This window comes from Pseudomonas boreofloridensis (assembly GCF_030580795.1).
Lineage (GTDB): Bacteria > Pseudomonadota > Gammaproteobacteria > Pseudomonadales > Pseudomonadaceae > Aquipseudomonas > Aquipseudomonas boreofloridensis.
Window position 1 is genome coordinate 199,004 of record NZ_JAUQOQ010000002.1, and the last position, 14,667, is coordinate 213,670.

Below are 14,667 nucleotides of genomic sequence, written 5' to 3' on the forward strand. Positions count from 1 at the left end.
GTCCCGGACACCACGGATTTAGCTAAATGAGTTGAGCTCGGGTATCATACACGCACGAGATTTTTGGGGCCATTTATGCGGATCATCAGTGTGAACGTGAATGGCATTCAGGCTGCGGCCGAGCGTGGTTTGCTCAGCTGGTTGCAAGCCCAGAATGCCGACGTCATCTGCCTTCAGGATACCCGCGCCTCGGCCTTTGAACTCGACGACCCAGCTTTCCAGCTCGATGGCTATTTCCTTTATGCCTGCGACGCGGAGGTGCCCGCCCACGGTGGCGTGGCGCTCTACTCGCGGATGCAGCCCAAGGCAGTCATCACCGGCCTGGGCTTCGAGACAGCCGACCGCTACGGACGTTACCTGCAGGCCGATTTCGACAAGGTCAGCATCGCCAGCCTGTTGATGCCTTCGGGCATGAACGGCGACGAAGACTTGAATCAGAAATTCAAGTTGATGGACGACTTCGCCAAGTACCTGGACAAGCAGCGCCGCAAGCGCCGCGAGTACATCTATTGCGGCTCGCTGTACGTGGCGCAGCAGAAGCTCGACATCAAGAACTGGCGCGACAGCCAGCAGTCGCCCGGCTTCCTGCCGCCCGAGCGCGCCTGGATGGACGCCATCATCGGCGAAATGGGCTACGTCGATGCCCTGCGCGAAGTCAGCCGCGAAGGTGATCAGTACAGCTGGTGGCCGGATAACGAACAGGCCGAGATGCTCAACCTGGGCTATCGCTTCGACTACCAGATCCTCACCCAGGGCCTGCGCCGCTGCGTGCGTAACGCGCGCCTGCCACGCCAGCCGCGCTTCTCCCAGCATGCGCCGCTGATCGTCGACTACGACTGGACGCTGACCATCTGAACCCTGACGGGGCCTCTTACCAGGCCCCGTTTTGTTTTACAGCTGCTCCTGCGCCTCGCTGGGCAGATGCTCGTCCAGGTGCAGCCACGACAGGCGGCTTTCGGTCCAGATATGCCGGTTGGCCCTGACCTGCTCCGGTCGATCCAGCGTCGCCACCGTCACATCCAGGCTTGATGGGCTGTGCGTCGTTTCCAGCGCCACATGTGCGCCGCATCGGTCACAGAACATCCGCGTGCAACTGGCCGGCGCCAGATAATGCTTCGGCTGGCCCGCCAGCCAGGTGAATGCGGTACGAGGGACGGTGACCCAGGTCACCACCAGAGCGCCGCTGACCCGCCGACAGATCGAGCAATGGCAATGGGCGACATCCTCAAGGGTCCCCACCAATCGATAGCGCAGGGCGCCGCAATGGCACCCACCTTCATGGACTTCGTTCATCACCGCGACCTCTCGTCAGCTGATTCAACGCGAAAGCTGGCTGAAAGCTTTCGCCCCTAGGATAGCGCCACCACCGGCACAAAGACCGGTCAGCCAGGGTGTGCATCCACAGCACACCCGGCTCAATCAACAACAACAATGGTGATTCCGATGCTGTCCTGTGCCCGCCTCCCCGCAGTACCCCTCCCCGTATTCCACGCACAGCGCCCAACGCGCTGATCCGCCCGACACCTTTCGCCGCGCCACGCCTGGAGTACCGTCATGCTGACCTTCCTCGGCTTTGCCATGGTCATCACCTTCATGTACCTGATCATGACCAAGCGCCTGTCGGCCTTGATCGCGCTGATCCTGGTACCGATCCTGTTCGCCCTGTTCGGCGGCTTTTCCGCCAAGATCGGCCCCATGATGCTCGAGGGCATCAGCAAGCTCGCGCCCACCGGCGTGATGCTGATGTTCGCCATCCTCTACTTCGCCCTGATGATCGACTCCGGCCTGTTCGACCCGGCCGTGCGCAAGATCCTCAAGCTGGTCAAGGGCGACCCGCTGAAAGTCTCGGTCGGCACCGCCGTGCTGGCCCTGGTGGTCTCGCTCGACGGTGACGGCGCCACCACTTACATGATCTGCTGCGCCGCCATGTTGCCGCTGTACAGCCGCCTGGGCATGAGCCCGCGCATCATGGCCGGGCTGATCATTCTTGCGGGCGGGGTGATGAACATGACCCCTTGGGGCGGACCGACCGCCCGTGCCGCCAGCGCCCTGCACGTAGACCCTTCGGACATCTTCGTGCCGATGATCCCGGCCATGGCCTTCGGCGTACTGGCGATCCTCGCCATCGCCTACCTGTACGGCAAGCGCGAACGTGCGCGCCTGGGCGAGCTGCACCTGCCGACCGACGACATCGACCACAGCGAAATCAGCGTGTCGCAATTCCCCGAGGCGCGTCGGCCGAAGCTGATCTGGTTCAACGGCGCCCTCACCGTCGCGCTGATGGCCGCCCTGATCGCCGGCCTGCTGCCGCTGCCGGTGCTGTTCATGATCGCCTTCAGCATCGCCATGATCGTCAACTACCCGTGCCTGCAACAGCAGAAAGACCGCATCGCGGCCCACGCCGGCAGCGTGCTGGCGGTGACCGGATTGATCTTCGCTGCGGGCATCTTCACCGGCATCCTGTCCGGCACCGGCATGGTCGAGGCCATGTCCAAGAGTCTGCTGGCGGTGATCCCGGAGGCACTCGGGCCCTACCTGGCGACGATCACCGCGATCGTCAGCATGCCGTTCACATTCTTCATGTCCAATGACGCCTTCTACTACGGTGTCCTGCCGGTGCTCGCCGAGGCCGCCAGCCACTACGGCATCAGCCCGGTGGAAATGGCCCGCGCCTCGATCGTCGGTCAGCCGGTGCACCTGCTCAGCCCGCTGGTGCCGTCCACGTATCTACTGGTGGCCCTGGCCGGCATCGAATTCGGCGATCACCAGCGCTTTACCCTCAAGTGGGCAGTGTTGGTGTGCCTGTGCATAATGCTCGCCGCCCTGCTCATGGGAGTTTTCCCGCTGTTCAGTAGTCTTTAATACAACTGCAGCACCCTACCGCGGCGGCCCTTTGGGGTCGTCGCCTTCACCGCTCGAAGGAATACACATGGAATGGCTGACCAGCCCGGAAATCTGGGTTGCCTTTTTCACCCTCACCGCACTCGAGATCGTGCTCGGGATCGACAACATCATCATGATCTCGATCCTGGTCAGCCGCATGCCCAAGCACATGCAGCCGCGCACGCGTATCTTCGGCCTGGCGCTGGCGATGGTCACGCGGATCATGCTGCTGCTGTCGATCACCTGGGTCATGCGCCTGACCGACGACCTGTTCGTGGTGCTCGGCGAAGGCATCTCCGGACGTGATTTGATCCTTTTCTTCGGCGGCCTGTTCCTGCTGTGGAAAAGCTCGCAAGAGATCTACCACGGCCTGGAAGGCGAAGACGAAAGCGGCGAGGCGCCCAAGGGCGGCGGCGGCAAGTTCTTCTACACCATCATCCAGATCGCGATCATCGACATCGTGTTCTCCCTGGACTCGGTGATCACGGCGGTGGGCATGGTGTCCCACGTCCCGGTGATGATCGCGGCGATCGTCGTCGCCGTGCTGGTGATGATGCTCTGCGCCGGCACCATCAGCGACTTCATCGACAAGCACCCCTCGCTGAAGATGCTCGCGCTGTCGTTCCTGATCGTGGTCGGCACCGTGCTCATCGCCGAATCGTTCGATGTGCATGTGCCCAAGGGCTACGTGTACTTCGCCATGGCCTTCTCGCTGGCGGTGGAGGCGATCAACATCCGCATGCGCACGGCGCTGGCGCGCAAGGATGGCAAGGAGCAGGACCCGGTCAAGCTGCGCAAGGACGTGCCCGGCCAGTGACCGCCCGGCTGTGCATCGTTACCGTTGGGGCCGCTTTGCGGCCCCAACACCTTCCATGACACAAATGTTTCAAATAAATGCCTGCCATGCGAAGCTGGCGTCTCCTGCGCAAACCCACTAAAGCTTCAGTGAGCACTGACAGAACCGCCCAGCCCCGGGCCAGGCTCACCGCTTCACCCATTGGCCCCGCACTGGGGCGTCGGTAACAAGGGGGCCCCGACCATGCTGACCCTGCTCAACCTGCTGTCTGCCGTGACGTTGCTCGTCTGGGGTACGCATATCGTGCGCACCGGCATCCTGCGCGTGTATGGCTCGCACCTGCGCCGGGTACTCGGCCAGAACATGGATCGTCGCCCGCTGGCGTTCATCGCCGGCATCGTGGTCACTGCCGTGGTACAGAGCAGTAACGCCACCGCCATGCTGGTCACCTCTTTCGTCGGCCAGGGCCTGATGGCCATGACCCCGGCGCTGGCAATCATGCTCGGCGCCGACGTCGGCACCGCGCTCATGGCCCGGGTGCTGACCTTCGACCTGTCCTGGCTGTCACCGCTGCTGATTTTCATCGGGGTGATCTTCTTCCTCTCGCGCAAGCAGACCCGGATCGGCCAACTGGGCCGAGTGGCCATCGGCCTGGGCCTGATCATCCTGGCCCTGCAATTGATCGTGCAGGCGGCAGCGCCCATCACCCAGGCCCAGGGCGTGAAGGTGCTGTTCGCCTCGCTCACCGGCGATATTCTGCTCGACGCGCTGGTCGGCGCGCTGTTCGCGATGATCTCCTACTCGAGCCTGGCCGCCGTGCTGCTCACCGCGACCCTGGCCGGCGCCGAGGTGATCAGCCTGCCGGTGGCCATCGGCCTGGTGGTCGGGGCCAACATCGGCAGCGGGCTGCTGGCGTTTCTCAGCACCAGCATGCAGAACGCCGCCGGTCGTCGGGTCGCGCTGGGCAGCCTGCTGTACAAGCTGATCGGCCTGCTACTGATCATTCCGGTTCTGCACCCGCTGGTGGACTGGATGGACTCGCTGAGCTTCAGCCCGCAAGAGCTGGTGATCGGTTTCCACCTGCTCTACAACACCGCCCGCTGCGTAATCATGCTGCCGACGGTCAAACCCATGGGCCGCTTGTGCAACACCCTGCTGCCCGAACGCGAACTGGCCAACGGCCAGGTCAAACCGCGTCACCTCGACCCCACGGCCTTGCAGACCCCCAGCCTGGCACTGGCCAATGCTGCTCGCGAGACCCTGCGCCTGGGCGATATCGTCGAAAGCCTGCTCGATGCCATGCTCGGTGCCCTGCGCGGCACTCAGACCGCGCTGCCGCAACAGACCCGCGCCCTGGGCGAGGATGCCGAAGCGCTGTACAGCGCAATCAAGCTGTACCTGGCGCAGATGCCGCGCGAAGACCTGGGCGAGCATGACAGCCAGCGCTGGGCAGAGATCATCGAGCTGTCGATCAACCTCAAGCTGGCCAGCGACCTGATCGAGCGCATGCTGCGCAAAGTCCAGCAGCAGAAGACCTCCCAGCGCCGGGAGTTCTCCGAGGTCGGGCTGGAAGAGCTGGCCGGCCTGCAACAGCAATTGCTGGCCAACCTGCGCCTGGGGCTGTCGGTGTTCCTCAGCGCCGACCCGCAAAGCGCGCGCCTGCTGCTGCGCGAAAAGCGCAGGTTCCGCGCTCAGGAGCGGCGCCTGGCCCACGCCCATGTCAGCCGTTTGCAACGCAAGGTGGTGCAGAGCATCGAGACCAGCTCACTGCACCTGGAACTGATCGCCGACATGAAACGGTTGAACTCTTTGTTCTGCAGCAGTGCCTATGTGGTACTGGGCGGCGCGGACACCGGCGGGCTTTTGCTCGACGATCAGCCGGAAGACGCCAGCCCGATTTGACCCCCGCACACCTGGAGACCGGCCCGGAAGCCTGCCCATGCGTTGCCTGATGTTCGCCTGCTGCATCCTGTTCAGCCTGCCCTCGCTCGCCCTCGACCGCTCGCGGGTCGAGGGCTATCTGCTGCCCAACGGCCTGCAGGTGATCCTCAAGTCCGGCTACGAGCGCGACCATGTCGCGATCCGTCTGGTGGTCGGCGTCGGCCTGGACGACTTCCCCTGCGACCAGCGCGAGCTGCCGCACCTGCTCGAGCACCTGCTGTTCAGCGGCCTGGACGACAGAGGCGAAGGCGGCCTGGAAGAACGTCTGCAAGCACTGGGCGGCGAATGGAATGCCTTCACCAGCGCGGCCGACACCACCTTCGTGGTCGAGGCCCCGGCGCGCAACCAGCGCAAGGTACTCGACCTGCTGCTGGCGGCGGTGCGCGACACCCGCATCGACGCCAAGGCCCTGGCCACGGCGAAGCGGATCGTCGAGCGCGAGGACGGCGGCCACTACGGTCACCTGCAACGCTGGCTGGACCGCCAGGACATCGGCCACCCGGCCAGCGATCAACTGGCGGTCGAGCTCGGGCTGAAATGCGCCGAGCGCTCCGACATCGCCAGCATGAGCCTCAAGCAGGTCCAGGCCATGCGCGAACATTGGTATGCCGCCAACAACATGAGCCTGATCGTGGTCGGTGGCCTCGATCGTTTGCTGCCCGCCTACCTGGAGCGCACCTACGGCGAATTGCCTGCCACCGAACCCGGCGAGCGGCGCGACCTGGACAGCATCACCCAGCAGGCCGAACAGCGCCGCGACCTCACCCGCGGCTGGCTCGGCGACAGTGCCAAGCTGCACTGGCTGTTCATCGAGCCGGTGCTCGACAGCGACCACGAGCAGACCCTCGACCTGCTCTCGCGCTACCTCGACTGGACGTTCTACGATCAACTGCGCCTGCGCCACGGCCTGTCCTACGGTCCCTCGGTGCGCCGGGAAAGCTTCGGCGACAGTGGCATGCTCAGCTTCAACGCCGACCTGGAACGCGGCGACATCGACCAAGCCGTCACAGTGCTGCAAGCCACGTTCGATGACCTGCGCAAGCATGGCCTGGACCCCGACACCTTCGCCCGCCTCAAGGAAGCCGCCATCGCCCGGGAAAGCTGGACCAGCCAGGGCAACAGCGCGTTGGCCGACTATTACTGGGGCGCGCTGAACGACTACGAGGACGGCCGCTTCGGCGATCCGATCGGCAAGCTGCGCAAGGTCAGCCTGGCGCAGGCCAACGATGCTCTGCGCCAGTTGCTGGCCACGCCCGGTTATGTGCGCATCGAGAAACCGCTGCTGGGCTACGACGAGTTGTACGGGCTGGTGGCGCTGGTGCTCGGGCTGATCCTGGCCATCGGGCTGCTGCGACGCCGCCGCCAGCCGGCGGATCGTCCCAGCGGTGCTACGCGTGAACGTTGAATTGGCGTTATTCTGAGCCGGCCGTGTCGCGGGTGAATCCGTGACACGGCCAGAACCGTCACCTCACCTTGCTGCCAGCCTCCATGCCCCCCATACCCCAGATCGTCCAGCGCATCATCGAACTGCTCAAACGCTACCCGGGGGTCATCGCCTTGGGCGGTTTCCTGTCGGGCATCGGCAGTTTCATCCTGGTCGACCGCCAGGCCGGGCTGGCCAGCTGGATCGCCATCCTGCTGTTGGTCAGTTGGATATGGCTGATGCTCGAGAACACCCTCACCGGCCTGTTCGCCCGCACCTTCAAGCGCGAAATCCCGCAGCCGCTGCTGCGCTATGCGACGCAGATGATCCACCAGGAGAGCCTGTTCTTCGTCCTGCCGTTCTTTTTCATCACCACCACCTGGAACAGCGGGCAACTGGTGTTCACCGGTCTGCTCGGCGCAGCGGGGCTGATTTCCATCGTCGACCCACTGTACTACCGCTGGCTCGCCCCGCGCCGCTGGCTGTTCCTGGCCCTGCACACGCTCACCCTGTTCGCCGCGTTGCTCACCGCACTGCCGATCATCCTGCACCTGACCACCGCGCAGAGCTTCAAGCTGGCGCTGATCGCCGCCATGGTGCTGTCGTTCCCGAGCCTGGCCAGCAGCTTCCCGATCAACACCTGGCGACGCGGCGTGATGCTGGTGGTGCTGACCCTGGCGATCGGCGGCGGCGGCTGGTTGCTGCGTTCCTGGGTGCCGCCGGCGACCCTGTGGATGACCGAAGTGGCGGTGACCACGCAGATGCAGGACCGAGAGCCGGGCGAGTCGCTGGAGCAGATCGACGCCAGCCGCATCCGCAGCGCCGGGCTGTACGCCTACACCTCGATCAACGCCCCACGCGGCCTGAACGAGCGGATCTTCCACGTGTGGCAGCAGGACGGCAAGGAAGTGGACCGCATTGCCCTGGACATCCATGGCGGGCGCAAAGAGGGCTATCGGGCCTGGACCCACAAGCAGAACTTCCCGCCCAACCCGGTGGGCAAGTGGCAAGTGCGGGTGCTGACCGAGGACGGTCAGGTCATCGGCGTGCTGCGCTTCAAGGTGGTCGAGGATGGGACGGCGGGGTGAGGTTCGATCACTGCGTCGCCTTCATCGCGGGACGAGCCCGCTCCCACAGGGAGTTGTGGAAGTGGGCTTGTCCGGCGATGCAGCCACCACCGCTGCAACAGGCTATGATCTGCCCCACCGCCGTCGTGCAGAGCCAAAAACATGGAGCCCAGCGTCACCCTCGACACGCGCCAGCACCCTACGCGACTCGCCATCACCGGTGACTGGACCCTGGAGCATTACGCTCGCCTGCGGCGCGACAGCGAGCGCCTGCGCGACCAGTACGGCGCCGAGGCTCAGGTCGATCTCACCCAGCTTGGCCGCCTCGACACGGCGGGCGCCTCGCTGCTGGCCGAGCTGCTGGGCGCCGAACGCCTGGCGCACTGCACCCACGAGCTGCCCGCCGCCAGCCGCGCCTTGCTGCAGACGGTCTATCGCTCGCTGCAGGACTACTGCATCCCGCTCAAGGAACCCGAGCAGCCCGTGCTGCTGCAACTGCTCGCGCGCATTGGCTGCGCTGTCGACACACTGTGGCAGGACACCCGGCAACTGCTGGGCTTCGTCGGCCTGATCCTGGCCACGCTCGCCACCCGCTTGTTCCAGCCGCACCGCTGGCGCCTCACCCCGGTGGTGGCACACATCGAGCAGACCGGCCTGGACGCTGCCCCCATCGTCGCCCTGCTGACCTTTCTGGTCGGCGCCGTGGTCGCCTTCCTAGGGGCCACGGTGCTGGCCGACTTCGGCGCCACGGTGTTCACCGTCGACCTGGTCGCGTTCTCCTTCCTGCGCGAATTCGCCGTGCTGCTCACCGCCATCCTCATGGCCGGGCGCACCGCCAGCGCCTTCACCGCGCAGATCGGCTCGATGAAAGCCAACGAGGAAATCGACGCCATCCGCACCCTGGGCCTGAACCCGATCGAGCTGCTGGTGGTGCCTCGGGTGCTGGCGTTGCTGATCGCCCTGCCGCTACTGACCTTCGTCGCCATGCTCTGCGGCATGGTCGGCGGTGCGGTGGTCTGCGCGCTGTCGCTGGACATCCCGCCGGCGATGTTCCTGTCGCTGCTGCAGAGCGATATCGGTGTGCAGCATTTCCTGGTCGGCCTGCTCAAGGCGCCGTTCTTCGCCTTCCTGATCGCCGCCATCGGCTGCCTGGAGGGGTTCAAGGTCAGTGGCAGCGCCGAGTCGGTCGGCGCCCACACCACCTCGGCGGTGGTGCAGTCGATCTTCGTGGTGATCGTACTGGACGCCGTCGCGGCGTTGTTCTTCATGGAGATGGGCTGGTGATCGGCAAGGGTGAACCGGTGATCCAGGCGCGCGGCCTGTGCAACCGCTTTGGCAGTCAGGTGGTGCACCAAGGGCTGGACCTGGACCTGTATCGCGGCGAAATCCTCGCCGTGGTCGGCGGGTCGGGTAGCGGCAAATCGGTACTGCTGCGCAGCCTCGTCGGCTTGCGTCGACCCAACGAGGGCCAGGTGACGGTATTCGGCCAGGACCTCAACGCACTGAATGACGACCAGCGCTCGAGCCTGGAACGGCGTTTTGGTGTGCTGTTCCAGAAGGGCGCGCTGTTCTCCTCGCTGACCATTACCGAAAACGTCGCACTGCCCTTGATCGAGCACGCCGGCCTGTCGCGCGCCGACGCCGAGCACCTGGCCGGGGTCAAGCTGGCGCTGGCCGGGCTGCCCATCAGCGCGGCGGACAAATACCCGGCTGCGCTGTCCGGCGGCATGATCAAGCGCGCCGCCCTGGCCCGCGCCCTGGCGCTGGACCCCGACATCCTGTTTCTCGACGAACCCACGGCCGGGCTGGACCCGATCGGTGCGGCGGCCTTCGATCAGCTGATTCTGACGCTGCGTGACGCCCTGGGCCTGTCGGTGTTGCTCATCACCCACGACCTCGACACCCTGTACACCATCACTGACCGCGTGGCCGTGCTGGCGCAGAAGAAGGTGCTGGTGGCCGGCCCCCTGGCCGACGTCGAACAGGCGGACGATCCCTGGATTCACCATTACTTTCACGGCCCGCGCGGGCGGGCGGCGGCACAGGCCGCTGCCGGCGCGGCACAGGAGCACTGAAGCATGGAAACCCGCGCGCATCACGTTCTCATCGGGCTGGTCGCCGTGCTGGTGGTGGCCGGTGCCATGCTGTTCGGCCTGTGGCTGGCCAAGTCCAGCGTCGACGACGCGTTCAAGGACTACGAAGTGGTCTTCAGCGAGGCGGTGTCGGGCCTGTCGCGTGGCAGCCCGGTGCAGTACAACGGCATCAAGGTCGGCGACGTCAGCAGCTTGCGCCTGGACCCGCAGGATCCGCGCCGCGTGCTGGCCCGGATCCGCCTGAGCGCCGACACGCCGGTCAAGCAGGACACCCAGGCCAAGCTGACCCTGGCCGGCGTGACCGGCAACACCTTCATCCAGCTCAGCGGCGGCACGCCACAGAGTCCGGCGCTCAAAGGCAAGGACGGCCAGCTGCCCGTGATCGTCGCCTCGCCCTCGCCGATTTCGCGCTTGCTCGACGACAGCAGCGACCTGGTGACCAACGTCAACCTGCTGCTGCACAACGCCAACCAGATGTTCTCCGACACCAACATCGAGCGCCTGAGCAACACCCTGGCCAACCTCGAGCAGACCACCGGGGCCTTTGCCAGCCAGAAGGGCGGCATCGCCCAGGCCATCGAGCAATTGGGCCAGGTGGGCAAGCAGGCCAATGCCACCCTGGCCGAGACCCAAGCCTTGATGCGCAGCGCCAACGGCCTGCTGGGCAGCGAGGGCAAGCAGGCCATCGGCAGCGCCGAGCAGGCCATGCAGTCGTTGGCGCAGAGCACCGCGACCATCAACGAACTGCTTTCGCACAACCGCGAAGCCTTGGACGACGGTGCTCAAGGCTTGAACCAACTGGCGCCCGCCATCCGCGAGCTGCGTGAGACGCTCAACGCCCTCAAGGGCATTTCGCGGCGCCTGGAAGCCGACCCCAGCGGCTACCTGCTGGGCCGCGAGCCGAACAAGGAGTTCCAGCCGTGAAATCGCCTCTACGCCTGCTCGTCGTGGCCAGCCTGCTGAGCCTGGCCGCCTGCTCGATCCTGCCGCAAGGCGAGCCGAGCGATGTCTATCGCCTGCCGGTGCATCAGGCCAGCCACACCGCCACGCCCGTGAACTGGTCGCTGCGCCTGAACAAGCCGTTGGCCAGCGAAGCGCTGTCGGGGTCGCGCATCGCGGTGATTCCCGCAGGCGACGTGATCAGCAGCTACAAGGGCGCGCGCTGGAGCGATCCGGTGCCGTTGCTGGTGCGCAACCGGCTGCTCGATGCCTTCCAGCGCGATGGCCGGGTGCAGCGCCTGAGCGCCGATGACAGCAACCTGCAGGCCGACTACGAACTGGTCGGCGAACTGCAGGCATTTCAGAGCGAGTACGGCTCGGCCGGTGTAGACGTGGTGATCCGCTATGACGCCCGACTGGTGCAGGGACGTAGCCAGCGCATTCTCGCCAGCCAGCGCTTCGAAGTGCGCCAGCCGCTGAGCGATAGGCAGGTACCAGCGGTGGTCAGTGGCTTCGGCGCCGCGGGCGACACCCTGGCGCGCCAGGTGGTGGACTGGACCGTGACCCAGGCTTCAGGGTTTCAGGCTCAGGCGAAGAACCAGTAGCACACGCAGATCGCCGCGATCACCCCGGACAGCTCGGCCAGCAGCGCGCAGCCCACGGCGTGGCGCACACGCTGGATGCCGACCGCGCCGAAGTACACCGCCAGCACGTAGAAGGTGGTTTCGGTACTGCCCTGGATCGTGGCTGCCACCAGCGCCGGGAAGCTGTCGACGCCTTGGGTCTGCATGGTCTCGATCAGCATCGCCCGCGCGGCGCTGCCGGAGAACGGCTTGACCAGCGCCGTGGGCAAGCCTTCGACGAAACGACTGTCCATCCCCAGCCATTCGACGCCGTGGCGAATGCCATCGAGCGCCAGCTCCAGCGCCCCGGAGGCGCGCAGCACACCCACCGCCACCAGCATCGCCACCAGGTACGGCAGCAGGCTCTTGGCGACGTCGAAGCCCTCTTTGGCGCCCTCGACGAACGCCTCGTAGACCTTCACCCGGCGTAGCGCGCCGATCACCACGAACAGCATGATCACGCCGAACAGCGTGAGGTTGCCGAGGATCGACGACAGGCTGGCCAGTGCCGCCGCCGACAGCGTGCCGAGAAACGCCATGAAACCGCCCAGCAGCAGCGCGCCGGGAATGAAGTAGGCCAGCACCACCGGATCCCACAGGCGCAGGCGCTGCATCACCGCCACCGACAGCAGACCGACCAGCGTCGAGACGCTGGTGGCCAGCAGGATCGGCAGGAACACCAGGGTCGGGTCGGTGGCGCCCTGCTGGGCGCGGTACATGAAGATGGTCACCGGCAGCAGGGTCAGGGACGAGGCATTGAGTACCAGGAACAGGATCTGCGCATTGCTCGCCGTGGTGCTGCTGGGATTGAGCTCCTGCAAGGCACGCATGGCCTTCAGGCCGATGGGTGTGGCGGCGTTGTCCAGGCCCAGGCCATTGGCGGCGAAGTTCATGGTGATCAGGCCCAGGGCAGAGTGACCAGGGGGCACCTCGGGCATCAGACGGGCGAACAGCGGGCCGAGTACCTTGGCCAGCCATTCGACGATGCCGGCCTTCTCGGCGATCTTGAGAAAACCCAGCCACAGGGTGAGGGTGCCGAACAGCAGCACCATGACCTCGACCGACAGCTTGGCCATGGCAAAGATGCTCTCGACCATGGCAGCGAAGATCCCGGCGTTGCCGCCCACCAGCCACTGGGCCAGGGCGGAGATGGCCGCTACCACGAAGAAGCCGAGCCAAAGGCCGTTGAGCATGCGCCTGTTCCCCTGTGAAAAATGCCGGAATGATAGCGCAAACGGGGGCGACCCGACCCCTCCGCACCATGCAAAAAGCCCCGACAGGTCGGGGCTCTTGGGTGCAACGCCAGGTTTACTGGTTGACGGTCTTGCCCGTCGCCACGGCGTGTGGCTTGGCGCCGGCCTGGAACAGCGAGTTGTAGTACGCCTCGCCCTTGGCGCTGTCGTACATCCCCTGCCACTTGGCGATCACCACCGCAGCCAGGGCGTTGCCCACCACGTTCAGGGCGGTACGGGCCATGTCCATGATGCGGTCGACACCGGCGATGAACGCCAGGCCTTCCAGCGGAATACCCACGCTGCCCAAGGTCGCCAGCAGCACCACGAAGGACACGCCCGGCACACCGGCGATGCCTTTGGAGGTGACCATCAGAGTCAGCACCAGCATCAGTTGCTGGCCGATGGACAGGTCGATGCCATACAGCTGGGCGATGAAGATTGCCGCGATGCTCTGGTACAGGGTCGAGCCGTCGAGGTTGAACGAGTAGCCGGTGGGCACCACGAACGAGCAGATCGACTTCGGCGCGCCGTACTTCTCCATCTTCTCGATCACCCGTGGCAGCACGGTCTCGGAGCTGGACGTGGAGTAGGCGAGGATCAGCTCGTCTTTCATGATGCGCATGATCTTGATGATCGAGAAGCCGAACACCCGCGCCACCAGACCCAGCACCATGAAGGCGAAGAAGGCGATGGCGAAGTACACCAGCAGCACCAGCTTGGCCAGCGGCAGCAGCGAGGCGAAGCCGAAGTTGGCGACCGTGGCGGCGATCAGGGCGAACACACCGATCGGCGCGTAGTTCATGATCATGTGGGTGACCTTGAACATGGTCTCCGACACGCCCTGGAAGGTCCGCACCAGCGGCTCGCGCAGCTCGGCATTGAGCGACGACAGCCCCATGCCGAACATCACCGAGAAGAAGATGATCGGCAGCATTTCACCACGCATCAGCGCGGCGAAGATGTTCGACGGGATCAGGTTGAGCAGGGTTTCGATGAACGCATGCTCATGCTGCACCTCGGCCGCCGTGGCCTGGTATTTGGAAATATCGACGGTACCGAGGGTGCTCATGTCGATGCCGGCACCCGGATGGAACACGTTGGCCATGACCAGGCCCACCACGATGGCGATCGTGGTCACCACTTCGAAGTAGAGAATGGTCTTCAGGCCGATGCTGCCCAGTTTCTTCGCATCGCCAACCCCGGCGATACCCACGATCAGCGACGAAATCACGATCGGGACGACGATCATCTTGATCAGGCGAATGAAGATGTCGCCGGCGGGCTGAAGGACGTTGCTGATCCACCATGCCTTTTCTGCACTGAAATGATTCAGTAGCGCGCCGACTGCAACGCCCAGTACCAGACCGATCACGATCTGCCAGGCGAGGCTCAGTTTTGCCTTCTTCATGTCATTACCTTTGTTGTAGTGGTCTTGGGTTGCCCGACTATAAAGCGCGTCCCAGAGCCTTCGGCAATGAAACGGCCAGCGATGGGCTTCCGTCCGGCGACCCGCTTGGAAGGCCGCCGCCCGCGAGCGAAAGAACGCTCGGGCTTGCGAAAAAGGCGCAACTATTGCGACGAGGGCCGGGCCAGTCTAATGCCGTAAACGACTACCCCATGCCGAATCGGCATAACAGAAGCGGCTATTTCGGCCAATACAGCCGCTG

13 protein-coding genes are annotated in these 14,667 nt (G+C 65.0%); 10 read left to right on the plus strand and 3 right to left on the minus strand.

Annotated features, from left to right (window positions below; genetic code table 11):
- The first annotated feature begins 75 nt into the window (after positions 1-75).
- A complete protein-coding gene (gene crc / locus Q6A47_RS03090; protein ID WP_039582003.1) occupies positions 76-855 on the plus strand; it encodes a catabolite repression control protein Crc in 780 nt (259 codons plus the stop codon).
- 36 nt (positions 856-891) lie between these two features.
- On the opposite strand, the gene Q6A47_RS03095 is transcribed toward crc, so the two are convergent.
- The gene (locus Q6A47_RS03095; protein ID WP_029613182.1) at positions 892-1,293 is read right to left on the minus strand and encodes a GFA family protein; all 402 of its coding nucleotides are present in this window, start codon (positions 1,291-1,293) and stop codon (positions 892-894) included.
- Between the two features lie 261 nt (positions 1,294-1,554).
- Here Q6A47_RS03095 and Q6A47_RS03100 point away from each other — a divergent pair, with 261 nt between their 5' ends.
- The 9 genes from Q6A47_RS03100 (at position 1,555) to Q6A47_RS03140 (ending at position 11,747) form a co-directional block, all read left to right on the plus strand.
- Positions 1,555-2,862, plus strand: coding sequence for a CitMHS family transporter (locus Q6A47_RS03100; RefSeq protein ID WP_039582006.1), 1,308 nt, complete (start codon positions 1,555-1,557; stop codon positions 2,860-2,862).
- A 67-nt stretch (positions 2,863-2,929) separates the two neighbouring features.
- Positions 2,930-3,700: a TerC family protein gene (locus tag Q6A47_RS03105; protein ID WP_029613183.1), complete on the plus strand. Its 771-nt coding sequence runs from the start codon at positions 2,930-2,932 to the stop codon at positions 3,698-3,700.
- Between the two features lie 222 nt (positions 3,701-3,922).
- Entirely contained in the window at positions 3,923-5,581 is a 1,659-nt protein-coding gene (locus Q6A47_RS03110) for a Na/Pi cotransporter family protein (protein WP_116889869.1), read from the plus strand.
- Positions 5,582-5,618: 37 nt separating this feature from the next.
- Positions 5,619-7,025 carry a M16 family metallopeptidase gene (locus Q6A47_RS03115; RefSeq protein WP_304482975.1) on the plus strand — a complete coding sequence of 469 codons (1,407 nt, stop codon included), beginning with the start codon at positions 5,619-5,621 and terminating at the stop codon, positions 7,023-7,025.
- An 83-nt stretch (positions 7,026-7,108) separates the two neighbouring features.
- Positions 7,109-8,131 (plus strand): DUF5924 family protein, encoded by a 1,023-nt coding sequence (locus Q6A47_RS03120; protein WP_039582013.1) that lies wholly within the window; start codon positions 7,109-7,111, stop codon positions 8,129-8,131.
- 141 nt (positions 8,132-8,272) lie between these two features.
- Positions 8,273-9,394: an ABC transporter permease gene (locus tag Q6A47_RS03125; protein ID WP_039582014.1), complete on the plus strand. Its 1,122-nt coding sequence runs from the start codon at positions 8,273-8,275 to the stop codon at positions 9,392-9,394.
- Positions 9,391-10,185, plus strand: coding sequence for an ABC transporter ATP-binding protein (locus Q6A47_RS03130; RefSeq protein ID WP_304482977.1), 795 nt, complete (start codon positions 9,391-9,393; stop codon positions 10,183-10,185). The genes Q6A47_RS03125 and Q6A47_RS03130 overlap by 4 nt, the downstream gene beginning before the upstream one ends.
- Before the next feature lie 3 nt (positions 10,186-10,188).
- The gene (locus tag Q6A47_RS03135) at positions 10,189-11,127 is read left to right on the plus strand and encodes an MlaD family protein (protein WP_295485349.1); all 939 of its coding nucleotides are present in this window, start codon (positions 10,189-10,191) and stop codon (positions 11,125-11,127) included.
- On the plus strand, positions 11,124-11,747 hold the full coding sequence (locus Q6A47_RS03140) for an ABC-type transport auxiliary lipoprotein family protein (protein ID WP_304482980.1): 624 nt from the start codon (positions 11,124-11,126) through the stop codon (positions 11,745-11,747). The genes Q6A47_RS03135 and Q6A47_RS03140 overlap by 4 nt, the downstream gene beginning before the upstream one ends.
- Here the strand turns inward: Q6A47_RS03140 and Q6A47_RS03145 are convergent.
- Positions 11,729-12,958, minus strand: a complete 1,230-nt coding sequence (locus Q6A47_RS03145; protein WP_304482981.1) for a nucleoside recognition domain-containing protein — start codon at positions 12,956-12,958, stop codon at positions 11,729-11,731. The genes Q6A47_RS03140 and Q6A47_RS03145 overlap by 19 nt on opposite strands.
- A gap of 115 nt (positions 12,959-13,073) precedes the next feature.
- Positions 13,074-14,408, minus strand: coding sequence for a glutamate/aspartate:proton symporter GltP (gene gltP, locus Q6A47_RS03150; protein WP_029613190.1), 1,335 nt, complete (start codon positions 14,406-14,408; stop codon positions 13,074-13,076).
- Positions 14,409-14,667 lie beyond the last annotated feature (259 nt).